The sequence below is a fragment of the Micromonospora sp. C28ISP2-4 genome (assembly GCF_030519385.1).
GTDB lineage: Bacteria > Actinomycetota > Actinomycetes > Mycobacteriales > Micromonosporaceae > Micromonospora > Micromonospora tulbaghiae.
On the sequence record NZ_JAUMKG010000001.1, the window covers coordinates 1,698,044 to 1,720,444 of the forward strand.

The 22,401-nt window shown below is 72.6% G+C and carries 28 protein-coding genes and 3 pseudogenes; 17 read left to right on the forward strand and 14 right to left on the reverse strand.

Going from position 1 to position 22,401, the window contains the following annotated elements:
- Nucleotides 1-5: 5 nt before the first annotated feature.
- Together Q3W68_RS08205 and Q3W68_RS08210 are read left to right on the forward strand one after the other, a co-directional pair.
- Nucleotides 6-536 carry a SigE family RNA polymerase sigma factor gene (locus tag Q3W68_RS08205; protein WP_302904847.1) on the forward strand — a complete coding sequence of 177 codons (531 nt, stop codon included), beginning with the start codon at nt 6-8 and terminating at the stop codon, nt 534-536.
- Nucleotides 533-1,726 (forward strand): hypothetical protein, encoded by a 1,194-nt coding sequence (locus Q3W68_RS08210; RefSeq protein WP_302904848.1) that lies wholly within the window; start codon nt 533-535, stop codon nt 1,724-1,726. Before Q3W68_RS08205 ends, Q3W68_RS08210 begins: the two co-directional genes overlap by 4 nt.
- Before the next feature lie 43 nt (nt 1,727-1,769).
- Here the strand turns inward: Q3W68_RS08210 and Q3W68_RS08215 are convergent, their stop codons facing one another.
- Genes Q3W68_RS08215 through Q3W68_RS08225 form a run of 3 tightly spaced genes read right to left on the reverse strand, consistent with a single transcriptional unit; the run spans nt 1,770 to nt 3,932 of the window.
- Nucleotides 1,770-2,672, reverse strand: coding sequence for a sulfurtransferase (locus Q3W68_RS08215; RefSeq protein ID WP_302904850.1), 903 nt, complete (start codon nt 2,670-2,672; stop codon nt 1,770-1,772).
- Nucleotides 2,673-2,712: 40 nt separating this feature from the next.
- Nucleotides 2,713-3,159 carry a hypothetical protein gene (locus Q3W68_RS08220; RefSeq protein WP_302904851.1) on the reverse strand — a complete coding sequence of 149 codons (447 nt, stop codon included), beginning with the start codon at nt 3,157-3,159 and terminating at the stop codon, nt 2,713-2,715.
- Nucleotides 3,160-3,161: 2 nt separating this feature from the next.
- On the reverse strand, nt 3,162-3,932 hold the full coding sequence (locus tag Q3W68_RS08225) for an SGNH/GDSL hydrolase family protein (RefSeq protein ID WP_302904852.1): 771 nt from the start codon (nt 3,930-3,932) through the stop codon (nt 3,162-3,164).
- Nucleotides 3,933-4,186: 254 nt separating this feature from the next.
- Between Q3W68_RS08225 and Q3W68_RS08230 the strand changes: the two genes are divergently transcribed.
- Together Q3W68_RS08230 and Q3W68_RS08235 are read left to right on the forward strand one after the other, a co-directional pair.
- Nucleotides 4,187-5,671 (forward strand): hypothetical protein, encoded by a 1,485-nt coding sequence (locus Q3W68_RS08230; protein WP_302904853.1) that lies wholly within the window; start codon nt 4,187-4,189, stop codon nt 5,669-5,671.
- 19 nt (nt 5,672-5,690) lie between these two features.
- Nucleotides 5,691-7,088, forward strand: coding sequence for a PQQ-like beta-propeller repeat protein (locus Q3W68_RS08235; protein ID WP_302904854.1), 1,398 nt, complete (start codon nt 5,691-5,693; stop codon nt 7,086-7,088).
- A 50-nt stretch (nt 7,089-7,138) separates the two neighbouring features.
- Here the strand turns inward: Q3W68_RS08235 and Q3W68_RS08240 are convergent, their stop codons facing one another.
- The 5 genes from Q3W68_RS08240 to Q3W68_RS08260 form a co-directional block, all read right to left on the reverse strand.
- Nucleotides 7,139-8,272 carry a hypothetical protein gene (locus tag Q3W68_RS08240; RefSeq protein ID WP_302904855.1) on the reverse strand — a complete coding sequence of 378 codons (1,134 nt, stop codon included), beginning with the start codon at nt 8,270-8,272 and terminating at the stop codon, nt 7,139-7,141.
- Nucleotides 8,269-8,799, reverse strand: coding sequence for a SigE family RNA polymerase sigma factor (locus Q3W68_RS08245; RefSeq protein WP_302904856.1), 531 nt, complete (start codon nt 8,797-8,799; stop codon nt 8,269-8,271). Before Q3W68_RS08245 ends, Q3W68_RS08240 begins: the two co-directional genes overlap by 4 nt.
- A 115-nt stretch (nt 8,800-8,914) precedes the next feature.
- A complete protein-coding gene (locus Q3W68_RS08250; RefSeq protein ID WP_302904857.1) occupies nt 8,915-9,430 on the reverse strand; it encodes a putative immunity protein in 516 nt (171 codons plus the stop codon).
- Nucleotides 9,427-9,984: a putative immunity protein gene (locus Q3W68_RS08255; protein ID WP_302904859.1), complete on the reverse strand. Its 558-nt coding sequence runs from the start codon at nt 9,982-9,984 to the stop codon at nt 9,427-9,429. The genes Q3W68_RS08250 and Q3W68_RS08255 overlap by 4 nt, the downstream gene beginning before the upstream one ends.
- Nucleotides 9,981-10,325, reverse strand: coding sequence for a hypothetical protein (locus tag Q3W68_RS08260; protein ID WP_302904987.1), 345 nt, complete (start codon nt 10,323-10,325; stop codon nt 9,981-9,983). The genes Q3W68_RS08255 and Q3W68_RS08260 overlap by 4 nt, the downstream gene beginning before the upstream one ends.
- A gap of 86 nt (nt 10,326-10,411) precedes the next feature.
- Between Q3W68_RS08260 and Q3W68_RS08265 the strand changes: the two are divergent.
- Nucleotides 10,412-10,648 (forward strand): annotated as a pseudogene (locus tag Q3W68_RS08265) (helix-turn-helix domain-containing protein); the annotation flags it as partial.
- 2 nt (nt 10,649-10,650) lie between these two features.
- On the opposite strand, the gene Q3W68_RS08270 reads toward Q3W68_RS08265, so the two are convergent.
- The gene (locus tag Q3W68_RS08270) at nt 10,651-11,712 is read right to left on the reverse strand and encodes an IS110 family transposase (protein WP_120572001.1); all 1,062 of its coding nucleotides are present in this window, start codon (nt 11,710-11,712) and stop codon (nt 10,651-10,653) included.
- A gap of 252 nt (nt 11,713-11,964) precedes the next feature.
- Between Q3W68_RS08270 and Q3W68_RS08275 the strand changes: the two are divergent.
- From Q3W68_RS08275 to Q3W68_RS08290, 4 genes and pseudogenes are all read left to right on the forward strand, one after another.
- Nucleotides 11,965-12,075 (forward strand): annotated as a pseudogene (locus Q3W68_RS08275) (Scr1 family TA system antitoxin-like transcriptional regulator); the annotation flags it as partial.
- 66 nt (nt 12,076-12,141) lie between these two features.
- The gene (locus Q3W68_RS08280; protein WP_013289120.1) at nt 12,142-12,435 is read left to right on the forward strand and encodes a transposase; all 294 of its coding nucleotides are present in this window, start codon (nt 12,142-12,144) and stop codon (nt 12,433-12,435) included.
- On the forward strand, nt 12,432-13,346 hold the full coding sequence (locus Q3W68_RS08285; RefSeq protein WP_302904860.1) for an IS3 family transposase: 915 nt from the start codon (nt 12,432-12,434) through the stop codon (nt 13,344-13,346). Before Q3W68_RS08280 ends, Q3W68_RS08285 begins: the two co-directional genes overlap by 4 nt.
- Nucleotides 13,347-13,401: 55 nt before the next feature.
- The gene (locus Q3W68_RS08290; protein WP_302904861.1) at nt 13,402-13,596 is read left to right on the forward strand and encodes a DUF397 domain-containing protein; all 195 of its coding nucleotides are present in this window, start codon (nt 13,402-13,404) and stop codon (nt 13,594-13,596) included.
- Here Q3W68_RS08290 and Q3W68_RS08295 read toward each other — a convergent pair.
- Nucleotides 13,571-14,338 carry a class I SAM-dependent methyltransferase gene (locus Q3W68_RS08295; RefSeq protein WP_302904862.1) on the reverse strand — a complete coding sequence of 256 codons (768 nt, stop codon included), beginning with the start codon at nt 14,336-14,338 and terminating at the stop codon, nt 13,571-13,573. The two genes, Q3W68_RS08290 and Q3W68_RS08295, sit on opposite strands and share 26 nt — an antisense overlap.
- 119 nt (nt 14,339-14,457) lie before the next feature.
- Between Q3W68_RS08295 and Q3W68_RS08300 the strand changes: the two genes are divergently transcribed.
- The 4 genes from Q3W68_RS08300 to Q3W68_RS08315 are packed head-to-tail and all read left to right on the forward strand — an operon-like array spanning nt 14,458 to nt 16,755.
- Nucleotides 14,458-14,805 (forward strand): PadR family transcriptional regulator, encoded by a 348-nt coding sequence (locus Q3W68_RS08300; protein WP_262012885.1) that lies wholly within the window; start codon nt 14,458-14,460, stop codon nt 14,803-14,805.
- Between the two features lie 2 nt (nt 14,806-14,807).
- The gene (locus Q3W68_RS08305) at nt 14,808-15,185 is read left to right on the forward strand and encodes a DUF1048 domain-containing protein (protein ID WP_302904863.1); all 378 of its coding nucleotides are present in this window, start codon (nt 14,808-14,810) and stop codon (nt 15,183-15,185) included.
- Nucleotides 15,182-15,994, forward strand: coding sequence for an ABC transporter ATP-binding protein (locus Q3W68_RS08310; protein ID WP_302904864.1), 813 nt, complete (start codon nt 15,182-15,184; stop codon nt 15,992-15,994). Before Q3W68_RS08305 ends, Q3W68_RS08310 begins: the two co-directional genes overlap by 4 nt.
- Entirely contained in the window at nt 15,991-16,755 is a 765-nt protein-coding gene (locus Q3W68_RS08315; protein ID WP_121685754.1) for an ABC transporter permease, read from the forward strand. Before Q3W68_RS08310 ends, Q3W68_RS08315 begins: the two co-directional genes overlap by 4 nt.
- A gap of 24 nt (nt 16,756-16,779) precedes the next feature.
- Here Q3W68_RS08315 and Q3W68_RS08320 read toward each other — a convergent pair whose 3' ends face one another.
- Nucleotides 16,780-17,154 carry a VOC family protein gene (locus Q3W68_RS08320; protein ID WP_262012887.1) on the reverse strand — a complete coding sequence of 125 codons (375 nt, stop codon included), beginning with the start codon at nt 17,152-17,154 and terminating at the stop codon, nt 16,780-16,782.
- Nucleotides 17,155-17,248: 94 nt separating this feature from the next.
- Between Q3W68_RS08320 and Q3W68_RS08325 the strand changes: the two are divergent.
- The 4 genes and pseudogenes from Q3W68_RS08325 to Q3W68_RS08340 form a co-directional block, all read left to right on the forward strand.
- Nucleotides 17,249-18,997 (forward strand): annotated as a pseudogene (locus Q3W68_RS08325) (proline--tRNA ligase); the annotation flags it as partial.
- Between the two features lie 74 nt (nt 18,998-19,071).
- Nucleotides 19,072-19,491: a CBS domain-containing protein gene (locus Q3W68_RS08330; protein WP_120572489.1), complete on the forward strand. Its 420-nt coding sequence runs from the start codon at nt 19,072-19,074 to the stop codon at nt 19,489-19,491.
- A 79-nt stretch (nt 19,492-19,570) separates the two neighbouring features.
- Nucleotides 19,571-19,996, forward strand: a complete 426-nt coding sequence (locus Q3W68_RS08335; RefSeq protein WP_302904865.1) for a SufE family protein — start codon at nt 19,571-19,573, stop codon at nt 19,994-19,996.
- Between the two features lie 20 nt (nt 19,997-20,016).
- Complete coding sequence (locus Q3W68_RS08340; RefSeq protein WP_302904866.1) at nt 20,017-20,649, forward strand: DsbA family protein; 633 nt, start codon at nt 20,017-20,019, stop codon at nt 20,647-20,649.
- A gap of 36 nt (nt 20,650-20,685) precedes the next feature.
- On the opposite strand, the gene Q3W68_RS08345 is transcribed toward Q3W68_RS08340, so the two are convergent.
- From Q3W68_RS08345 to Q3W68_RS08355, 3 genes are read right to left on the reverse strand one after another with little or no spacing between them, the layout of a single operon-like run.
- Nucleotides 20,686-21,234 carry a YbaK/EbsC family protein gene (locus Q3W68_RS08345; protein WP_302904988.1) on the reverse strand — a complete coding sequence of 183 codons (549 nt, stop codon included), beginning with the start codon at nt 21,232-21,234 and terminating at the stop codon, nt 20,686-20,688.
- A 59-nt stretch (nt 21,235-21,293) separates the two neighbouring features.
- A complete protein-coding gene (locus tag Q3W68_RS08350) occupies nt 21,294-21,491 on the reverse strand; it encodes a hypothetical protein (RefSeq protein WP_013283252.1) in 198 nt (65 codons plus the stop codon).
- A 36-nt stretch (nt 21,492-21,527) separates the two neighbouring features.
- Nucleotides 21,528-22,307 carry an SDR family oxidoreductase gene (locus Q3W68_RS08355; protein ID WP_302904867.1) on the reverse strand — a complete coding sequence of 260 codons (780 nt, stop codon included), beginning with the start codon at nt 22,305-22,307 and terminating at the stop codon, nt 21,528-21,530.
- Nucleotides 22,308-22,401: the final 94 nt, after the last annotated feature.

Genomic DNA, 22,401 nt, shown 5'->3' on the forward strand with positions numbered 1-22,401 from the left:
GCCGGATGGGGCGCGACGCGGACGACGGGCGGGCGGACTACCTCGCCTTCGTCGAGGCGCACCAGCACCGGCTGCTGCGCGCCGCGTACCTGATCTGCGGAAACCGCCACCAGGCCGAGGACCTGCTCCAGGACGCGCTGCTCAAGCTGGCGCTGCGCTGGCCGTCGGTGCGCGACGGCGACCCGGCCGCGTACGTGCGCGCCATCCTCTACCGCGACGCCGTCTCCTGGTGGCGGCGCCGACGGCGGGAGTGGCTCAGCGCGTACCCCCCGGACCGGCCGGGCACGGACGCCGACGCGGCGCTGCGGCTCACCGTCCGCGCCGCGCTGGACCGGCTGCCGCCACGCCAGCGGGCCGTCGTGGTGCTGCGCTACTACGAGGACCTGACCGAGGTCGCCACCGCCGAGGCGCTCGGCGTCACCGTCGGCACCGTCAAGAGCCAGTGCCACGACGCGCTGCGCCGGTTGCGCGACGTCGTACCCGCGCCCGGCACGTCCGGAGACGACCTGGTGACCGGGATGGAGGCGAGCCCGTGAACGAACCCGAGCTGACCCGGCTGCTGACCCGGGCCGCCGAGGAGATCCGGCCGACCCGGCCGGCCGAGACGGGATGGGAGCGGGCCGGGCGGGTCCGTCGCGCCCGCCGGGCCGCCGGTGCCGCGGCCGTCGCCGTGGTCCTGCTCGGCGGCGGTACGACGGCGCTGCTGCACCGCTCCGGCCCGCCCCCCGCCACACCGGCCCGCCCGACCGTGACCTCGGCGCCGAGCGCACCCGTGGTGCAGCGGCCCCCGGACCGGCTCGGACAGGCGGGCGACCCGCTGGGCCGGCTCGGCGACCGGGTCACCGACGCCCTCTCCGACCGGCCGGTGAGCCGGGCGCTGGCGCTGTACCAGCCGGTCGACCCGGAGACCGGCGAGGCCGGCCCGGTCCGGGTGCTCGGCGCCGACGGCATGGTCCGGGAACTCGACGTGGTGACGCTCGCGCCCACCCGCGACGCAGGGGGCAACGAGGCCGCTGCGCTCAAGCCGGGCAGCCTGTCACCGGACGGCCGGACCGCCGCGTTCGCCCAGACCGGCGAGGTCGTCGTGGTCGGCCTGACCGACGGCGCGGTCCGCCGCTACCCGCTCACCGGCTACCTGGAACACGTGGTCTGGGCCGGGGACCGGCTGGTCGTCGGAGACAACGACGCCGCGTACGAACTGGACCGGCGCACCGGATCGGCACGGAGACTCCCGGTCGACCCCTGGACGCTCGTCGTGCCCGAGCCGGCCCGGTCCGGCGACCTGTTCACAGTAGGCGGCTGGTCCGGGGACGGCGGCCTGGCCGTACGACGGTTCCCCGCCTCCGGTGGCGCGCCGGAGCGGCGGCCGGTGACGACCGGGCAGCTTCCCCCCGGTTATCAGCTGAACGAGGTCTACGGGCGGGGCTGGCAGCGCGGCGACCGGATCGGCCAGGCCGGGTGGACCACCACCGCGGGCGCCGCCGGCACGATGATCGGCGCCGAGGGCGTGGCGGTGCTCGACGCCCGTACCGGGGCCGTGACCCGCCTGCTCGACCTGGGCCGCGAGGACCGGGCGAAGGGGTGCTGCGAGGTGTACGGCTGGACCGCCGACGGCGCATTGCTGCTCCGCTACGACGCCGGGCTGGCCCGGTGGCGGCCGGAGACCGGCGCTCTCGACTGGGTGGCGAGCAACGTCCCCGGCTGGCTGTCCGTCGCCGCCGGCTGACCGGCCGGTCCCACCGTCGGCGCGGCGGGACCGGCCGGGACGCTCAGCGGGTCAGCCCGCCGGGCTGGTCGCCCTTCACGACGGGGGCCCGGACCAGGTTTCCCCACTCGGTCCACGAGCCGTCGTAGTTGCGCACCTGCGGGAACCCGAGCAGGTGGTGCAGCACGAACCAGGTGTGGCTGGACCGCTCGCCGATCCGGCAGTACGCCACCACGTCGTCGGACGGGCTCAGCCCGAGCTGGTCGGCGTAGATGGCGCGCAGCTCGTCGGCGGACTTGAACGTGCCGTCGTCGTTCGCGGCGGACTTCCACGGCTTGCTCACCGCGCCCGGGATGTGCCCGCCACGCAGCGCGCCCTCCTGCGGATAGTCCGGCATGTGCAGCATCTCGCCGGTGTACTCGCCGGGCGAACGCACGTCCACCAGCGGCCGGCCGGCCGCCACGTGCGCCATGACCTGTTCCCGGTACGCGCGGATCGGCGCGTCGTTGCGCTCCGGCACCGGGTACGAGGCGCGGGGCCGGCTCGGCTTGTCCCGGGTCAGCTCCCGCCCCTCGGCGATCCACTTCTGCCGGCCGCCGTCGAGCAGCCGCACGTCCGCGTGACCGAAGAGGGAGAAGACCCAGAGGGCGTACGCGGCCCACCAGTTGAAGTTGTCGCCGTAGAAGACGACTGTGTCGTCCCGCCCGATGCCCTTGGCCGCGCACAGCTCGGCGAAGCTCGCGGCGTCCAGGTAGTCGCGGGTGACCTGGTCGTTGAGTTCGGTGTGCCAGTCGACCTTGACGGCGCCGGGGATGTGGCCGGTGTCGTAGAGGAGTACGTCCTCGTCGGACTCGACCACCACGAGCCCTTCGTCGCCCAGGTGCTCGGCCAGCCACTCGGTGGTGACCAGGCGCTGCGGGTCGGCGTACGACTGGAGGTGGGGATGCGGATCGCTCGGCACAGGCATGATCCCCAAGGTACGCCGGATCGGCGGAGTGCGGTGCCGGTCAGGCGCGGCGGTGGACCAGCCGGCCGGCGACCACTGTTGCCAGGCAGGAGCCGTCCGGGCCGAACACGGCGAGGTCGGCCCGCCCGCCGGTCACCAGCGCGGGCGGCCGGGCGGCGGGCAGCACCGCCACGTCGTTGCGGGCCGCGGCGGACCGCAGCGCCGGATCGGTGACGTGCTCGTCGAGCACGGCGGCGGCGCCGAGCCGGAACAGTGCGTGCACCCGCTCGCGGGGCGTGGGCGCCGGGGGCAGCGGGCCGTCGTGCACGAGCGCCGGCCCGAGCGTGCCGGCCCACCGCCGCACCCGCACCCCGGGGTACGCGCCGGGCAGCTCGGCCGCCGGCACGATCGCCTCGATCCGGTCACCGGCGACCACGACCGCCAGCCCGGCGCGCGGTGGCTCGTCGGGTGTCAGCCGGAGCAGCTCGGCGGCGTGGACCGTACGCACGCTCAGTCGGCGTCGACCGGCCCGAGCACCGGCCGTTTCGCGGTGATGAAGTCGCCGGAGGACCGCCCGGTCAGCCGGCGCTTGATCCACGGCGCCAGGTGCTTGCCGGCCCAGCGCAGGTCGGCGGCGCGCGCGGCGAGCCACGGGCTGGGCGCCGGGTGCGGCGGCACCAGCAGCCACTCCTCGTCGCAGCCGACGCCGAGCGCGGTGAGCACCTGCGCGGCGACCCGGCGGTGCCCCTCCGCCGACAGGTGGATCCGGTCGGTGCTCCAGAGCAGCGGGTTGAGGTAGGTGTCGTCGGCGTACAGGTCGACCAGGATCGCGCCGTGCCGCTCGGCCACCTCGCCGACCACCCGGTTGAGCAGCGCCACGCGCGGGGCCATCATCCGCTGGCCGGGCAGCCGGGACATCACGTCGGCGAACCGGAACAGCACCACGTCGCTGCCGCCGGACCGCAGCCGCTGCACTACCGCGTCGAAACGGGGGACGAACGCGTCCGGGTCGAAGCTGCGGCGCAGCACGTCGTTGCCGCCGGCCGCGAAGCTGATCAGGTCGGGCTTCATGGCCAGCGCGGCGGGCACCTGCTCGGCCACCACGTTCGGGAACAGCCGGCCCCGGATGGCCAGGTTGGCGTACCCGAAGTCGGGACCGGCCTCGGCGGCGAGGCGGGTGGCGACCAGATCGGCCCAGCCCCGGTAGCTGCCGTCCGGATATGCGTCGTCCATGCCCTCGGTGAAGCTGTCGCCCACCGCCACGTAGCTGCGCCAGCGCACGGCGCCTCCCTCAGACGTCCCGGCAGAAGTGCGTCGCACAGTCTGTCACCGCGCGGGCCGGTCCCGCTGGCCCTGGACGCCGGACGTGGCGGATCTCTCGACGTCCTGTTCACGAGCGACACCCGGCGGGACAAATCCGTCCGACACGTCCGGCGGGGCAGAATCCGGCGCCCGGACCGGGGATGATGTCTGCCGTCATCCGGCCGGGCGAAACCGTCCGGCCGGTCCCGCAGACGGCACGAGCGAGGAACCACATGACGCAGGGGCACCCACCGACGGCGGGCTGGCCACCGCCCGGCAACGCCGACCCCCGGTACGGCGCAGCGCCGCCGCCCGCGCAGCCCGGGCCGTGGGGGCCGCCGCCCGCAGCGCCGAAGTCCCGCCGGGGGCTCTGGATCGGGCTCGCAGCGGGCGCGCTCGCGCTGGCCGTCTGCGCCGGCACGGCGGTCGGCGTCGGGCTGGGCATGCGCGGCGACGACGAGGACGGCCCGGCGCCGAAGGCCGCGGCCGGCGCGAACGGCGTCACTGTCACGAACGCCGAGCTGACCGCCCTGCTCGACCGGCACAGCAAGGCGCTGGCGGCGAAGGACCTGGACGGCTACCTGGCCGCGTTCGACCCGGCCCGCAAGGAGCTGGTCGCCGGGCAGACCCAGCTCTTCCGCAACCTCGCGAAGCTGCCGCTGTCGGTGGCCCGCTACGAGACCGTCGAGCAGCAGGGCCGCACCAGCGACGCGTTCGGGAAGGGCGTCACGTTCCAGCTCGACGTCTCCTTCGTGCACCAGTTCGACGGCTTCGACCTGGCCCCGGTCACCGAGTGGTACCGCTGGACGGTCGTCCGCACCGGCAAGGACGCGCCGATCCGGGTCACCGCTGTCACCGGCGCGCCGGCCGCCGGGAACGGCGGCTCGAAGACCGTCTACTACCCCGGCCCGTGGGACAAGTGGCGGGAGATCCACGTCGAGCGGACCCCGCACGCCCTGGTCATCGCCGACGCCGCCCGGGCCGAGGTGGCGAAGCGGTACGCCCCGACCGCCGAGGCGGCAGTGGTGCACGATCTCGCCGTGTGGCGGGCCGGTGGCCTGCCCGGCCCGGTGCCGAACGGCTTCGTCTTCGCCCTCGCCAAGGGGAAGGACGAGCTGACCACGCTCTACCGGATCGGCACCGAGAAGGCCACCGAGGCGGGCTTCTCGCTGGGCCTGGTCGCGGCCGAACGCAAGGACGGCAAGGACACGATCGGCGGCACCCGGATCGTGGTGGACACCGAGGAGCCGTACTTCACCCGTACCGGCGGCGCCAACGACGCCGGCATGGTGTTCCGGCACGAGGTGGCACACTCGCTCATGACGCCCCGCACCGACCTGGCCGCCTCGGACGCGTTCAGCAAGCTCGACGAGTGGGTGGTCGAGGGCTTCGCCGAGTACGTCGCGTTCCACGGCCGCCCGCTCAGCGCCAGCGACCGCACCGGGCCCGCCAAGCGGCTGGTCCGTGACGGCTGGAACGGCAGGCTGCCCGGCAACGGCGAGTGGGACAACCCGGACCGGCTCGGCTTCCACTACTGGCTCGGGCACGCCGCGATGAACCACCTGGCCGAGAAGCACGGCGAGGCGAAGCTGTTCCGCTTCGTCGAGGCGGTCTACGGCGGCGCCCCGGCCGACCGCGCCGCCCGGGACGTGCTGGGCGTGTCGCTCGACGAGTTCGAGGCCGGCTGGGCCGCCTACGTCCGCGCGCAGGCGCGTTGACCGGGAACGGAGACGACTGATGACGTACCAGCAGCAGCAGCCGCCCGCGTACCCACCGGCGGGCTGGCCGGGTCCGGCCGGTGCGCCGCCGGCGGCGCGGAAGAAGCGCGGGCGCGTGGCGTTGCTCGTCGCCGGTGGCCTGGTGGCCGTGCTCGCCGTCGCGGGCGGCACCGCCTACGGCGTGTCCCGGCTGGTCGGCGGCGGTGACGACGACGGGAAGAAGCTGCGTACCGCGTGGGTGCTCGACTTCCCGGAGCGGCAGCGCAACGGGCTGAAGACGTACGACGGCCAGGACATGTTCGGTGCCTGGCTGATCGGCGACGCGGTGGTCCGGGCCCAGCCGGACGGGATCATCGCCTACCGGCTCGACGACGGCGCCCAGGCGTGGGGTGTGCCCGCACCGCAGGCGACGTCGCTGTGCGCGGCCGCGCAGACGCTGGCCCAGGGGCGGGGTGTGGTGGCGCTCGGTTCGGCCGACTCCTGCGACACGCTCGTCGGGTTCGACGCGGCCGGTGGCACGCAGACGTGGCGGGTGACGTTCCCGGTCGAGGCCCGGGAGGGCCGGTCCACGCTCGTCGCGCCGGACCTGTCGGTGACCGCCGGGCAGGTCGTCGTCCGCTCCGGCCAGCGCGTCATCGGCTACTCGCTGGCCGACGGCAAGCGGCTGTGGCAGACCGACGCGGACCGCCTGCTGCCCGGCCGTGACTGCGGTCTGACCCAGGCGCAGGCCGCCGGGGAGCAGGCTGTGGTCACCGCGCGTTGCGACGGCGACCAGGGCGCGCTGCTCGGCCTCGATCCGGCCACCGGCAAGCCGCGCTGGCAGCAGAAACTGCCGGCCGCGCAGCAGAGCGCCGGGGTGCTGAGCGTCGACCCGCTGGTCAGCCTGCCCGGCCTGGTCAGCGAGACGTTCGTCGCGCGCGACGCCGCCGGCAAGGCGCGGGCCACGTTCGGCAACCCCGTCGACGGTACGCGGTTCAGCGACCTTCCGATCAACCGCTCCAACACCGTCAGCGGGCCGGAGATCCGGCCGTACCTGGCCGACGCGGACACGCTCTACCTGCCCACCGAGGCGGCGAACGTCGGCGGCAAGATGCGCCAGGCCAACCAGGTGGTGGCGATCGACCTGGCCACCGGCAAGCGGCGCTGGGTGTCGGCCGGGCACACCGACAGCGAGGTGGAACTCATCCGCCTCGACGAGCAGGGTGTGCTGGCGTGGGAGGTGGGCGACCGGCGGGACCTCGCCCCGCGGCTGGTCCGGATCGACCCGGCCACCGGCACGGTGAGCGTACTGGCCGAGGCGCCGCTGTCGGCCGGCACCGAGGGCAGCGACGCGAAGGTGCTGGAGCGCGACGGCACTGTGGTGCTGGTGCCGTGGAAGCACGTCACGGCGGACGCGGCGATCACCGTCCTGCGCTGAACGACGCGGGGCGGGCCACCCGTCGGTGACCCGCCCCGCGTCGCCTGGCGTCAGGCAGGCACGTACGCCAGCAGCGCCGCCCCGCTCAGCCCGGCCGGCTCGGTCACGGTCCCGACCGGCTGGAAACGCTTGTCCAGGACGCTGATGCCGTTGTCGCGCCGGACCAGCACAGTGCCGTCGGTGCTGAACAGGATGCTCCGCACCTCGCCCGTGCCGGGCAGGTCGACCACCTTGCTGGTCCTGGTGTCGACCACCGCGAAGCTGCCGTCCCGGCGGGACGGGTCGCTGCCGATCCAGCCCACGGCGACGTAGCGGCCGTCACTGGACACGCTGCGGGCCTCCCAGCCGCCCCACTTCGCGGCCTCCTGCTGGGGCGGGGTGTAGGTGTACTGCCGCAGATCGGTGGTGTCCGAGACGTAGGGCTTGCCGTCCGACTCGGCGGCCAGCCAGGTGCCGTCGGCGGACCAGCACCGTTTGGTCTCCTGGCCCGGGTCGCCGACGACCTGCTTGTTGGTCGCCACGTCGTAGAGCACGGACTGGCGGTTCTTCCGCTGGACCATCAGCAGGTCGTCGCCCTTCCAGCGCAACGGCCGGGCGCCGAGGCAACTGATCCCCTCGGCCAGGGTCGTTGCCCCCTCGTCTCCGATGTCGGCGATCAGCAGCACCCCGTTCGCGTTGTCGGTGCTGTCCTGCACCCACACCACCCGCTTGCCGTCCGGGGAGATGCTGACGCTGTTGGCCTCGCAGCGAGAGTCAGCCTCGTGGACGACCTCGTGGACGACCCGGTCCCGGGTGCCACGGACCTCGTGGATCCGCGATCGGGTGGACGTCTGCTCCAGGTAGTAGCGGGTGCCGGTCAGCGCCGACTGCGCCTGACCCGTGGCGGTGCTCGCGTCGGCGGACGACGTGCGGGACGGCTCGGTGGAGGGCGTACGGGACGGCTCGACCGGCGGGGCCGTGACGGTCACCGACGGGCCGGCCGGCGCGGGCGCCTGGCTGTTCGGCCGGATCGCCAGTGCGGTTCCGGTCGCGGCGGCCAGCACCACGAGCGCGGCTGCGGAGGTGGCGACGGCCCGCTGGATGCCGAGCCGCCGCGAGGTACGCAGCGCACGGTCCCGCAGGTCGACCGGGGTGACCTCCTCGGCCAGGTCGGCCAGGTCGAAACGCAGTCGGTCCTGGTTCATCGGGCGGTTCCCTTCGTGACGTACAGCTCGGCGAGCTCCGGGGCCACGCTGCGCAGCTTCGCCAGCGCCTTGGACGTCTGGCTCTTGACGGTGCCGACGGTCACGCCGAGCAGGTCGGCGGCCTCGGATTCGGTGCGGTCCTCGAAGAACCGCAGGACCAGCACGGCCCGTTGTTTGGCGGACAGCCGGGACAGGGCGGCCCGCAGGGTCAGCCGGAGCGTGGTCTGCTGGGCGTGGTCGGGGGCCGAGTCGCCTCCGCGCGGCTCGGGCATGTCGCCCGGCATCGACTCGGCCACCCGGCGGCGCCGCCACCAGGAGACCTGCAGGTGGTACATGATCTTCCGGGTGTACGTCTCCGCGTTGCCGGTCTCGTGCAGCCGGTTCCAGGCGCGGTGGGTACGGGCGAGCGCGGACTGGACGAGATCCTCGGCCAGATGCTGGTCGCCGGTCAGCAGGTAGGCGGATCGCAGTAACGCGGGAGTGCGAGTTCGGACGAACAGGTCGAACTCATTCAGGAGAGGGTCCACACGAGCCGGTCCTTGGGGTCAGGTGGTGCATCAGCGTGACGCCCTCCATGACGCCACCTGTCCGTGGCATGGTTGCCGCCGCCGATGACCCATTTTCGACGGGCACCGGCCGGCGTCAGCAGTCGAACACCGACCAGCAGATGTCGTTGCGCAGGCGCTGGTCGTCCAGGACCAGGTCGCGGATCTCCGCTGGGAGCTGGTCGCGCTGCCACCGGCACTCGTCGCGCCCGGCCGCCTCGCCGCGACCGGCGGGCGCCGCCGCGCGTACCGCCTTGATCGCGTACGCGGCGGCGCCGAGTTCGTGGGCGGCCACGTGGGCCACGACGGCGGCCTGACCGGCGGCGTACGCGGCGTTGCGTGCCGCCCCGCGCAGGTCCCGGGCCGCGCCCATGGCGTGCCCGCCGGCCGCCCGCGCCTGCATCATCCCGACCTCGCCCCGCACCCACGCCCGGGCGTGCTCGATCGCCGCGCGCGGACGCGGATCGTCCGGCCGGACCGTCTCGAACAGCCCGAGGACGTGCTCGGCGCAGGTGGCCGCCCAGAGGGCCAGCAGGTGGTGGTGCTCGTCGGTGAGCGTCCCGCCCCGGCGGATGGTGGTGAACCGGGGATCGCGGACCTTCGGCAGGATCACGGCGTGGGCTCCGGTCCGGCGTCGCCGCGGCGCAGGTCGTGGTCGAGGCTGCTCATCAGCCGGGCGACCCGGCTGCCGCCGCCGGTCACCGGCGGGTAGCGGCGGAGCACGTCGACGAGCACGGGCGTGGCGAGCCGCCGGGATCGTTCCAGCAACGCCTCGCCGGCGGTCTCGTCGCCGCCCGCCTCCAGTTCGGCGACGCGCGCGGCGTTCGCGGCGGCCCGCAGGATGTGGCCGACCTGGGTGGCCTTCGCGATCGGGTGCAGGTACGCGGCCGCGGCGGCGTCACCGGCGGCCCGGGCTGCCAGGCGCGCGGCCTCGGTGGGCGCGGACCGGGCGGCCCGGTGCGCGTCGAGGGACGCGACCCGCTGGAGTTTCGTCCGGGCGGCGCCGCGCGCGAACGTCCAGGCAGCGTCGACAGCCGCACGGGGACGCGGGTCACCGGGGACCGCCCGCTCGTAGACCGGGAGGACGTCCTCGGCGTGCCGGACCGCGTACCGCGCCACCTCACGCAGCTCGTCCGTCGTCAGGTCGAAATCCCCGGGCGCTGTCATGTCGCGGGCATCGTATCGGTGATGCTCCGCCGGTACGGGCCCCAGCCGACGAACCGTTCGAACAGCTCGCGCGGGGTCGGCCCGTCGTGTGGATTGAGGCGGAACAGGTCGTGGGTGGCCTCGTGGTAGAGCCCGGACAGATAGACGGCCAGGTCGACGGGGTGGTCCGCGTACTCGGCCTTGAGCAGCAGGCGGGCCTGCGGGCAGGGCCACGGCCCGCCGCATGCGCGGCAGAGCCAGAGCGGCCGGATCGGCAGGTGGGCCGGGTGGTCCGGCGGGTAGGGGCGGGGCCGATCGGGGTACGGCCCGAGCCGCGGTACGGGAAGGTTCATGCGTGACAGTCTGCTGACGGCACCACTACGCTCGGAAGCCGTCGCGGCCGGTCCGGGGAGAGGCCGGGAGAGGGGCGGCGAACCGGGGAGGGCCTGTGGAGAACGAGCCGACCGCCGAGCTGATCCGCGCGCAACTGCGGCGACTGCGGGTGCGGGCCGAGCTGAGCCAGGAGGAGTTCGGGAAGCTCGTGCACTTCTCCGGCTCCCAGGTGTCGGCGGTCGAGCTGGGCCACCGGCCGCTCGACCGGTTCTTCCTCGCCCGGGCCGACGAGGTGCTCGGCACCGGCGGGCTGTTGATGTCGCTGCTCAAGCTCGCCGAGCGCGACGGACGCTCCTATGGCGCGTCAAGTGGCTGGGGTGGGCTTTCGAGGCGTCGGTAGAGGTCTCTTGCGATGTATCGCTTGAGGCAGCGTTTGATCTCTCGGTCGGTTTTGCCTTGGGCGCGGCGGCGGTCGGCGTAGGCGCGGGTGGGTTCGTCGTAGCGCAGTCGGGACAGGGCGACGGTGTGCAGGGCGCGGTTGAGTTGCCGGTCGCCTGAGCGGTTGAGCCGGTAGCGGATGGTTTTGCCGGATGAAGCAGGGATCGGGGCGGCGCCGGCGAGCATGGCGAACGCGGCGTCGTTGCGGCAGCGTCCGGGGTGGGACCAGGCGGTCAGGACGGTGGCGGCGACGATGGGTCCGACGCCGGTGAGGTCGAGCAGGTCGGGGCGCCAGGAGCGCACGATCATACGGATGGCTGTCTCGTGGCTGGCTGCCTCCGTTTCCAAGGTCCGGATGCGTCGGGCGAGATCACGTAACACCGCCAGCGCGGTGGCGGCCTCGATGTCGCCACCGGCCGTGGTCGGTCGCAGCCGGCCAGCCGTGGTGATCATCGTTCGGGTGCGCTGCCCGCGAAAGCGGGTTCGCACCGCTTCGGGAGCGGTGATGACCATCGCGTGCAGCTGCCGCTGGGCGGCGGTGGCAGCCTCGACGGCCGCCCGGCGGGCGGTCAGCCGCATCTGCAGCGCTGCCCGCTGAGGCCCGGTCTTGGGCTGCGTCAGCCGGGTGCGGGCCAAGGCATCACGGGCGGCGCGTTCGGCGTCGATCGGGTCGGACTTCGCCCCGGCCCGGCGAGTCGGCCGTTTGGGGCGGTCCAGCTCGACAACCAGCTCACCGGCATCGGCCAGATAACGGTGAAGGCCGGCGCCGTAGCCGCCGGTGCCCTCCAGCGCCCAGGCCCGCAACCCTGACTGCTCATCGGCCAGGGCTACCAGCTCGGCGTAGCCGTCCGGGTCGGTGTTCACCCGCACCCGTGCCAGCACGGCACCGGTGCGGGCATCGAGGACCGCGGCGGTGTGGGTGTCTTTGTGCGTGTCGACGCCGATGACGACCTCGACCAGATCTGCCAGCATGGACATGCGTTCTCTCCTCACCGTGGGGGACGCGAGGTCCGGTCCGGTGCGGAGATGGCAGGACTGTGATGAGACACGCCAGCCGCTAACTGGCGGTCAAGCTCCTGATCAGGCCAAACGTCTCCCGCCGGGCCGGCGCTGGCAGCAGCAGACGGACAAGTCCCGCCAAGGGCACAAAGCCAGTCAGACGAAGGGTCACGCCTGCCACTGCCAGCCATCAGCTCATCACTACTGAACCGACCCCGCCATGCTCACAGTCAGCCGAGCTGGTTCCGCCCCTGGCTCGAAGCCGAACGCCAGGCACAGCAGTTGCGCACCTACCAACCGACCCTGGTGCCCGGACTGCTCCAGACCGAGAACTACGCCCGAGTGAAGTGACCCCCTAAGACCGGACACCTCCTGACTTGGCATCCTGCCGAGGAGGAGGAAACCGCTGTGGCTCGACAGAGCAAGTACCCCGAGGAGTTCCGCCGGCAGGCCGCGGCGTTGGTGCTCGACTCCGGTCGCACGATCCGTGATGTGGGCCGGGAGTTGGGCGTCAACCACGAGACGCTGCGCAACTGGGTCGACCGGATGCGGCAGGAACGCGACGGCGGCCGGCCCAGTGACCTGGCCGCTGATGAACGTGCCGAGCTGGTGCGGCTGCGGCGGCAGGTCGCCCAGCTGGAGCTGGAGAAGGAGATCCTGAAAAAAGCCGCGGTCTTCTTCGCACGCGAGACGGAGCGGTGAACCGGACCGACGTCTACCGGTTCATCGACGCGGAGAAGACCAGCTACCCGGTCCGTCTGCTCTGCCGCCTGCTCGGCGTTGGCCACAGCGCCTTCTACCAGTGGCTGCGCGGCGGTCGACAACGTGCCGCCAACCGGCAACGCCGCGACGAACAGCGCGTGGAGATCACCCGGCGGGCGTGGTCGGAGCACCGAGGCGTCTACGGCGCCCGCCGGCTAACCGCTGAGCTGCACGAGCGCGGTCACCGTTGGAACCGCAAGTCGGTAGCGAGACTGATGCGGCTAGCAGGGATCGAGGGCGCTCACCGGCGCCGGCGCGGCAAACCCCGGCGGAAGGCCGCGTCCACGGCGACCGCACCGGACCTGGTCCAGCGGCAGTTCCACGCCACCGCACCGAACCGGCTCTGGGTTGCCGACATCTCCTACCTACGCACCTGGGAAGGATTCCTCTACCTCGCGGTCGTGGTCGACGCCTACTCCCGCCGCGTTGTCGGATGGGCGATGGCCGATCACCTGCGCACCGAGCTCATCCTCGATGCCGTCGGCATGGCCATCCAGCACCGCCGACCCGCCCGTGAACAGCTCATCCATCACTCGGATCGGGGGACGCAGTACACGTCGTTCGAGTTCGGCCGCACCCTGCGTTCCTGCGGGGTCCTGGCCTCTATGGGCTCGGTGGCCGACTGCTACGACAACGCCATGGCGGAGACGTTCTTCGCCACCCTCAAGACCGAACTGATCTACACCCGGTCCTGGCCGTCTCGCCATGAACTGGAGATGGAGGTCTTCTCCTACATCGAGGGCTTCTACAACCCTCGGCGTCGGCACAGCCGTCTGGGTAACGTCAGCCCCGACACCTACGAGAAGATCCACCGAGAGTCCCTGACAGACATCGAGGTGTCCGGCGGGTAGGGGTCACTTCACCGCGCCGGCAGTCGGTCGAGCTGATGAAGGACGTGATGACCTCGTGGAGCTGACCGGAGCGATCTGGCGGAAGTCCACCCGCAGCGGCACCCAGGGCGACTGCGTCGAGGTGGCGGACAATCTGGCCGGAGTGGTCGGGGTGCGGGACAGCAAGGACCCGACCGGGCCGGTGCTCACCTTCACCCCCGACGCCTGGCGTGCCTTCGTCCGGCTCAGCGGAAGCCGCGCGCCGCGCTGATCAGCACCGTGTGCTTGCGTACCCGGAAGGACCCTTCGGCGTCGATGCGCGCCTGGATCGCGTCGCGGGCGGCCGACTCCTGCGCGGCGGTGAGCGGCCCGATCATGCTGGCGATGTACGCCAGGATCGGCTCCGCGGCCGGCACCACCAGCTCGTCCGGGTAGCGCTCGATTGTCACGTCGTCGAAGTGGGCGGCGACCCGGGCCGGTGTCGCCTCGGCGGTGACGTCGTTCGGGTCGTGGAACCGGACGGCCAGGTCGGGACGCCCGATCACCGGGCCGAGCGTGTTCAGCTCGGCCAGGTGGTCGCGGCCGTTCACGGCGACGGCGAGCCGTCCGCCGGGGCGCAGCACCCGGGCGAACTCGCGCAGCGCGGCGTCCGGGTCGTCCAGGTGGTAGAGCATGCTGTTGGCGATCACCGCGTCGACCGCGCCGGCACGGATCGGCAGGTACGTGGCGTCGCAGCGCAGCACCCGGGCACCGGGCACCTCGCGCAGCCGCGCGCACATGGCGGGCGAGAAGTCGGTGAGGGTGAGCCGGCCGCGAGGGCCGACCCGGCGCCACAGCTCGCCGGTGCCGCCGCCCACCTCCAGCACGTCCCCGGTCAGCGGCAACCGCTCGCCCAGCCAGGCGAACCAGTCCTGCGGGTTCGTGCCGTACGAGTGCAGCGCCATGCGGGCGGTCAGGTTGCCGGTGGTCGTCGTGTACTGGCTCGCGGCGCGAGCCGACGGAGTGGTGGTCATCCGCCGAACGTAGAGGAAGCGGTTCTCCGAGAACCCGGTATTAAGCGTTGCTAGCTACCGGTACCTAGTGTTACTTTCTACTGGTACTCAGCGACGCTTAATAGCAAGGGAACGAGGACATGGCCAACCAGATGACGGAGATGCTGAAGGGCACCCTCGAAGGCATCGTCCTGGCGATCCTGGCCCGCCGATCCGCGTACGGCTACGAGATCACCGCCTGGCTGCGCGACCGCGGATTCTCGGACATCGCGGAAGGCACCATCTACGCGCTGCTCGTCCGCGTCGAGCAACGCGGCTTCGTGGACGTGGAGAAGGTTCCCTCCGAGAAGGGGCCCCCGCGGAAGGTGTATTCGATCAACGCAAAGGGGCGGGAGCAGCTCGCCGAGTTCTGGCGGACGTGGAGCGTCCTCGCGGAACGCATCGACCACCTGCGTGACAACGACGACCGGCACGACGAAGGAGCATGAGCATGGCCGCGAAGTGGATCGAGACGCTCGTCGGATCGCTCGACCAGAAGAAGCAGTACAAGCAGCACATGGCCCGCATGGAGGCTCTGCCGGAACCCCATCGCAGCGCGGCCAAGGCGCTCCAGCGGTACTTCATGTATCAGGGCGGGATCGTCGACGGGAACACACTCGTCGCGATGCTCGGCGACTCCGTGGACCTCTGGGAGCGCGCGGTCGCCGACAACACGCCCGTCCGCGCGATCGTCGGCGACGACCCGGTCGAGTTCGCCGAGACGTTCGTGTCCGCGTACTCCGGGAGGCAGTGGATGGACAAGGAGCGCGAGCGCCTCCGGAAGGCGATCGACGCCGCCGCCGGCGACAGCGGGGAGGAGATCGCATGACCAGCACGACGCGCAAACCCGCCATCCGGGTCCGGGGCATCACCAAGTCCTACAAGGACCTGCACGTCCTGCGGGGCGTCGACTTCGAGGTGACGGCCGGGAGCATCTTCGCCCTGCTCGGCTCGAACGGCGCCGGAAAGACCACGCTCGTGCGGATCCTGTCGACGCTGCTCAAGGCGGACACCGGCACCGCGACCATCCACGGCTTCGACGTCGCTTCGGCTCCCGCCGAGGTACGCAAGTCGATCAGCCTGACCGGCCAGTTCGCCGCCGTCGACGAAGTGCTCACCGGCCGGGAGAACCTGGTCCTGGTCGCGAAGCTCCGCCACCTGAGGAATCCGGGTGCGATCGCCGACGACATGCTGGCCCGTTTCTCCCTCACCGACGCCGGGAACCGCCGGGCGGGGACGTACTCGGGCGGCATGCGCCGGCGGCTGGACATCGCGATGAGTCTCGTCGGCAACCCGCCGGTCGTGTTCCTCGACGAGCCGACCACCGGCCTCGACCCGCAGGCCCGCATCGAGGTCTGGCGGACCGTGCGGCAGCTCGCCGAGGACGGCACCACCATCCTGCTCACCACCCAGTACCTCGACGAGGCCGAGCAACTCGCCGACCGGATCGCGATCCTGCACGAGGGAACGATCATCCAGAACGGCACTCTCGCCGAGCTGAAGCAGCTCCTCCCGACCGCGAAGGTCGAGTACGTCGAGAAGCAGCCGACCCTTGAGGACGTCTTCCTCGCCCTCGTGGGCCACACCGCCAGGGCCGCCGACAAGGCAGCCGTGTCCGCAGGAGAGGAATCCCGATGACCACCCACGTCCTCAGCGACACCGGAACCCTCACCGGCCGCTCCCTGCGGCACATCCTCCGCAGCCCGGACACCATCATCACCACGGCGGTCACCCCCGTCGCGCTGATGCTGCTCTTCGTGTACGTGCTCGGTGGAGCCATCAACACCGGATCCGGCGAGTCGTACATCAACTACATGCTGCCGGGCATCCTCCTCATCACGATCGCGTCCGGCATCGCCTACACGGCGTACCGCCTGTTCCTCGACATGCAGGGCGGCATCTTCGAGCGCTTCCAGTCGATGCCGATCCCGCGGCCCTCAGTGCTCTGGGCGCATGTCCTGACCTCGCTCGTCGCCAACCTGGCCTCGCTCGTGATCGTCACAGGCGTCGCCCTGATCATGGGATTCCGGACGGGCGCATCGGTGGTCGGCTGGCTCGCCGCAGCCGGCATCCTGATCCTGTTCACCCTCGCCCTGACCTGGGTCGCCGTCATCGCGGGCCTGTCCGCCAAGACCGTCGACGGCGCGAGCGCATTCAGCTACCCGCTGATCTTCCTGCCCTTCATCAGCTCGGCGTTCGTCCCCACCGACTCGATGCCCGGCCCGGTCGCCTGGTTCGCCGACAACCAGCCGGTGACATCGATCGTGAACACCCTCCGAGCGCTCTTCGCTCAGCAACCCGTCGGCAACGACGTCTGGATCGCGCTCGCCTGGTGCGCCGGCCTGCTCCTGGCCGCCTACGCCGCCGCGACGGCGATCTACCGCACCAAGGTCAGCTAGCCGGCCGTGGGAGCCGGTCACCCGTCACAGGTAGAGGCAGAACGGGTGACCGGCCGGGTCCAGGTGCACCCGGACGTCGTCCTGCGGCTGGAAGTCGGCCACCGTCGCGCCCACCGACACCGCGTACGCCGAGGCGGCCTCCAGGTCGTCGACCTTGATGTCCAGGTGGGTCATCATCGGCGGATCGCCGGGACCGGCCGGCCACACCGGGCGCACGTAGGCCGGTTCGTCCTGGAACGCCAGCCAGGTGCCGCCGCCCGGCGGAGCCAGCACCACCCAGTCCGGCTCGTCCTCGCGCCGGTGCCAGCCGAGCAGCCGCTCATAGAACGCGGCGAGGTCCTGTGCGGACGGTGCGTCGAGCACGAAACTGCTCAGTTCCAACGTCGGTCGATCCACCATGCCGACCTTCCTACCCCGCCCCTGCGACACCCTCACCCGGCACGGGCGCGGAAAGGGATCGCCCGGTCGTCCGCTCGCGCCATAAGCTGCGGCAATGCTGCTGCGCATGTCGACCTTGCTGCTCCGGACCCTGCGCGAGGACCCGGCCGACGCGGAGGTGCCGAGCCACCGGCTGCTGCTGCGCGCCGGTTACGTCCGCCGGGCCGCGCCGGGCGGCTACACCTGGCTGCCGCTGGGCAAGCTCGTGCTGGACCGGATCACCGCGATCGTGCGGGACGAGATGGCCGCGATCGGCGACCAGGAGGTGCACTTCCCGGCGCTGCTCCCGGCCGAGCCGTACCGGACCAGCGGGCGGTGGACCGAGTACGGGGACGACATCTTCACGCTCGCCGACCGCAAGGGCGCCGACCACCTGCTCGCGCCGACCCACGAGGAACTGGCCGCGCTGCTGGTGAAGGACCTGTTCACCTCGTACCGGGACTTCCCGGTGACGCTGTTCCAGATCCAGACCAAGTTCCGCGACGAGGCCCGGCCCCGCGCCGGTCTGCTGCGCGGGCGCGAGTTCCTGATGAAGGACGCCTACTCGTTCGACCTGGACGAGGCCGGGCTCCAGGCGGCGTACGACCGGCACCGGGCCGCCTACGAGCGTGTCTTCACCCGGCTCGGGCTGGACTTCACCACCGTCCACGCGATGTCCGGCGCGATGGGCGGGTCCGCGTCGGAGGAGTTCCTGGCCGCCACGCCGGTCGGCGAGGACACGTTCGTCGGCTGCACCGCCTGCGACTACGCGGCGAACACCGAGGCGGTGGTGACCCGCGCCCCGGCCGCCGGTGACCCGCAGGAGCACCCGCCCACCGAGGTGCACGACACCCCGGAGACGCCGACCATCGCGGCCCTGGTCGAGCTGGCCGAGGCCCGGAAGCTGGGCGGGCGCAGCGGCTGGACCGCCGCCGACACGTTGAAGAACGTGGTCCTCACCGTCCGCCGGCCCGGTGCCGAACAGGGCGAGCCGCTGGTGATCGGCCTGCCCGGCGACCGCGAGGTGGACCTCAAGCGGGTCGAGGCGGTGCTCGCCCCGGCCACGGTGGCGGTCTTCGAGGACTGGGACGCCCACCCCGAGCTGGTCCGCGGCTACATCGGGCCGCAGATCCTCGCCAAGCACGGCATCCGCTACCTGGTCGACCCCCGCGTGGTGCCCGGCACCACGTGGCTGACCGGCGCGAACGAGCCGGGCCGGCACGCCACCGACGTGGTGTGCGGGCGCGACTTCGTACCGGACGGCACGATCGAGGCCGCCGAGGTGCGGCCCGGCGACAGCTGCCCGACCTGCGCCGACGGCGAGCTGACCATCCGGCGGGGCATCGAGGTCGGGCACATCTTCCAACTCGGACGCCGGTACACCGACGCGTTCGCGGTGGACGTGCTCGGCCCCGAGGGCAAGCCGGTCCGGCCCACGATGGGCTGCTACGGCATCGGCGTGTCCCGAGCGGTCGCGGCAGTGGCCGAGCAGCACCACGACGACCGGGGGCTGGTCTGGCCGGCCGCTGTCGCGCCGTGCGACGTACACCTGATCGCCGCCGGGAAGGGGCCGCAGCTCGACGCGGCGCTCGACCTCGGCGGGCGCCTCGCCGCCGGCGGCCTGCGGGTGCTGGTCGACGACCGCACGCACGTGTCGGCCGGGGTGAAGTTCACCGACGCCGAGCTGATCGGCATCCCGCGCGCCGTCGTGGTCGGCCGCCGCCTGGCCGAGGGGTACGTGGAGCTGCGCGACCGGGCCACCGGCGAGCGCACCGAACTGCCGGTGGAGGCCATCGTGGAGCGCCTGCGCGACGAGGTGGACGCGACGCGCCGCGACGGGTGTAGCGAGCGCGCCACCGGGTACCGCAGACGGATCGACCGAAGCTTTCGGAGGCTCTCATGTTCCGCGTCAGTGACGTGATGACCAGGCAGGTGGTCTACCTCTCGGCGGAGACCCCGTTGGACGAGGCGGCCCGCGTGATGAAGGAGTCGGACATCGGCGACGTGGTGGTGACCGACGGCGCCACGCTCGCCGGCATGCTGACCGACCGCGACATCGTGGTCCGGGCGGTCGCCGAGCGCGCCGACCCCGGCACCACCACGATCGGCTCGATCATCACCCGCGAGGTGGTGATGATCGAGCAGCACTGCACGGCGAACGAGGCGGCGGCGCTGATGCGCGAGCGCAACATCCGCCGGGTGCTCGTGTGCGACAGCGACCGCAAGCTCGTCGGCATCGTCTCCCTCGGCGACCTCGCCATGCAGCTCGACCCCCAGTCGGCGCTCAGCGACATCAGCGAGGCCGCACCGAACGCGTGAGGACGGGGCCCCGCACGTACGGTGGGGCCCCGCCCGGCACCGCCGGGTGGCGACGCGCGGCGGAGGATAGCCTCGACCCATGCCCGAGATGCCGACCAAGCTGGCCGAGATCGTCGACGAGTTCGCCGCCGCGCCCCGCGACGTCGTCCTGGAGATGCTGCTGGAGTTCGCCGACGTGATCCCGTCCCTGCCCGAGGGCGTGAACCGGGAGGAGCTGGAGCAGGTTCCCGAGTGCCAGACCGCGTTCTTCCTGCGTGCCGAGGTGAACGCGGACAAGACCGTGAGCACCGTCTTCGACTGCCCGCCGGAGGCGCCCACCACCCGGGCGTTCGCCGGCATCCTCGCCGAAGGGCTGGCCGGGGCGAGCGCCGAGGAGGTGCTGGCCGTACCGGACGACCTCTACCAGCGGATGGGCCTGGCACAGGCGATCAGCCCGCTGCGCGTACGCGGCGGCACCGCCATCCTGGCCCGGCTCAAGCGCCAGGTCCGGGAACAGATCTCCTGACCCGCGGGTTGTCGCTGGTCATGGACATCGAGATCTACGCCGACGTGGTCTGCCCCTGGTGCTGGATCGGCAAGCGCCGGCTGGAACAGGCCCTTGAGTCGTACGACGGCGACGTGACTGTGCGGTTCCGGCCGTTCCAGCTGGACCCGACGCCGGTCACCGAGCCGAAGCCGCTGCTGGAGGCGCTCGGCGACAAGTTCGGCGGGCGGGACAAGGCCGAGGGCATGGCCGCGCACGTGACGGGTGTCGCCGCGGGCGCGGGCCTCGACCTGCGGTTCGACCGCGCCGTGGCGGCGAACACGTTCGACGCGCACCGGCTGGTGCGGTTCGCCACCGAGCACGGCCGCTCCGCCGAGATGGTCGAGCGGCTCTACCGGGCGCACTTCCACGACGGCGTCGACGTCGGCTCGATCGACGCGCTCGTCACGCTGGCCGGCGAGGCCGGACTGGACGAGACCGAGGCGCGGCAGTACCTGGAGTCGAACCTGGGCCGCCGGGAGGTCGCCGCCGACCTGAGCACCGCCCACCAGCTCGGCGTCTCCAGCGTGCCGACGTTCGTGCTGGCCGGGAAGTACGCGGTCACCGGCGCGCAGGAGCCGGAGACGCTGCTCGCCGCGCTGCGCGAGGTGGCGCAGCGCGAAGCGGCAGCCTGATGTTTCACGTGGAACAAGATCGAAGCGGATGAGGTCCTAGGCCGGCCTGGCCAGGTCCTCCACCACCCTCGCCCCGGGCAGCGCGCCGAGCGCCGGCCCGGGCAGGGCGATCTTGCTGTGCCGTACGCCCGACCCGATGATCACGTGCGGTGTGGCGATCACCCGGGAGTCGACGAGGATCGGCCAGTCCGCCGGCAGGCCGATCGGCGTGATCCCGCCGTACTCCATGCCGCTCAACTCGACCGCCTCGGCCATCGGCGCGAAGCTCGCCTTGCGCACGTCCAGCAGCTTGCGGACCACGCCGTTGACGTCGGCACGGGTGGTGGCGAGCACGACACAGGCCGCGTACCGGGTCTCGCCGCCGCGCTTACCGGCGACCACCACGCAGTTGGCCGACTCCTCCAGCCCCACCTGGTACGCCTCGCAGAAGGCAGCGGTGTCGGCCAGGTCGGCGTCGATCGGGGCGACCAGTACGTCGTCCACGTCCACCGGGGCCTCGTCCGGCCACACCTGCACCGCTGCGGCGACCGGCGGGGCGAGCAGGTCGAGCCGGGTCCGGGCCGGCTCCGTCTTCAGCGTCCCCATCATGGCGCGATCCTCGCACCCGCCGGGCGGATCGACTCGCCGGGCCCCGGTCGCGCCCTTCAGTTGGGATTGGTGAGGAACGCGTTCTCCTGCGCGAAGTCCCGGCTCTCGGTCGTGGTGAGCTGCCGGCGGCGCAGCACCTCGGGACGGTTCGCCTCGGCGTCCTCGATGCCGTGCCGGACGCCGACCCGGATCACGCCGTAGAGGAAGACGAAGCCGAAGACGTAGAGAACCACTGTGGCGACGAAGACCAGCATGCGGTCACCGTAGGGCGGTGCGGACCCGACCGTTTCTCATCTTCCGCCGGTTCCCCCGTACGTGTCCGCGAGGTAGTCGGCCCAGGTCCGGGTGCCGGCCGGCGTGGCGGTCGTGGTGAGACCACCCGCGCGCAGCTCCCGCCCGAGCCGGCCGGGGATCCGTACCGGCAGCAGCGGACGGCGCACCCGCCGTGCCGCGAGCCAGGCCCGGGCCGCCTCGTCGAAACGCAGCACCTCCGGACCGCCGAAGTCCTCCACCCGGTTCGACGGACCGGCCAGCAGCAGGACCGCGAGCCGGCCCGCCACCTCACCGGGGTCGACCGGCTGGGCGAGCACCGCACGGTCCCCGATCACCGGGCCGAGGCGGCTCGCGCCGCTGAGCAGCCCGGCCAGGAACTCCGGGAACTGGGTCGCCCGCAGCACGCTCCACGGCACCGGCCCGGCGGCCACCACCTGCTCGGCCGCGAGCTTGTGCCGGTAGTAGCCGAGCGGCACCCGGTCGACGCCGACGATCGAGACGAAGACCAGGTGGCGCACCCCGGCGTGACCGGCGGCCACGGCAAGCCGGCGGGTGCCGAGCACGTCGACGTCGTGGGTGCGCCGGTTCGGCGACGAGGCCAGGTGCAGCACGGCGTCCACCCCGGCGACCGCCTCCGCCAGCCCGGCGCCGGTGGCCAGGTCGGCGGTCACCCACTCGACCCCGTCCCCGGTACGCGGCCGGCGGCTCGTCGCACGCAGGTTGAAGCCCTCGTCCCGCAGCCGCGGCACCGCCACCCGCCCGAGCCGCCCGGTCGCCCCGGTCACCAGCACCCGCATCGCCACTCCTCCCGCTCACACCGTCACCCGTCCCAGCCTTCCGCCGGCACGGCGCGGCTCTCCGGTGGGACGGAACGCCGACCGGGATCGTGAC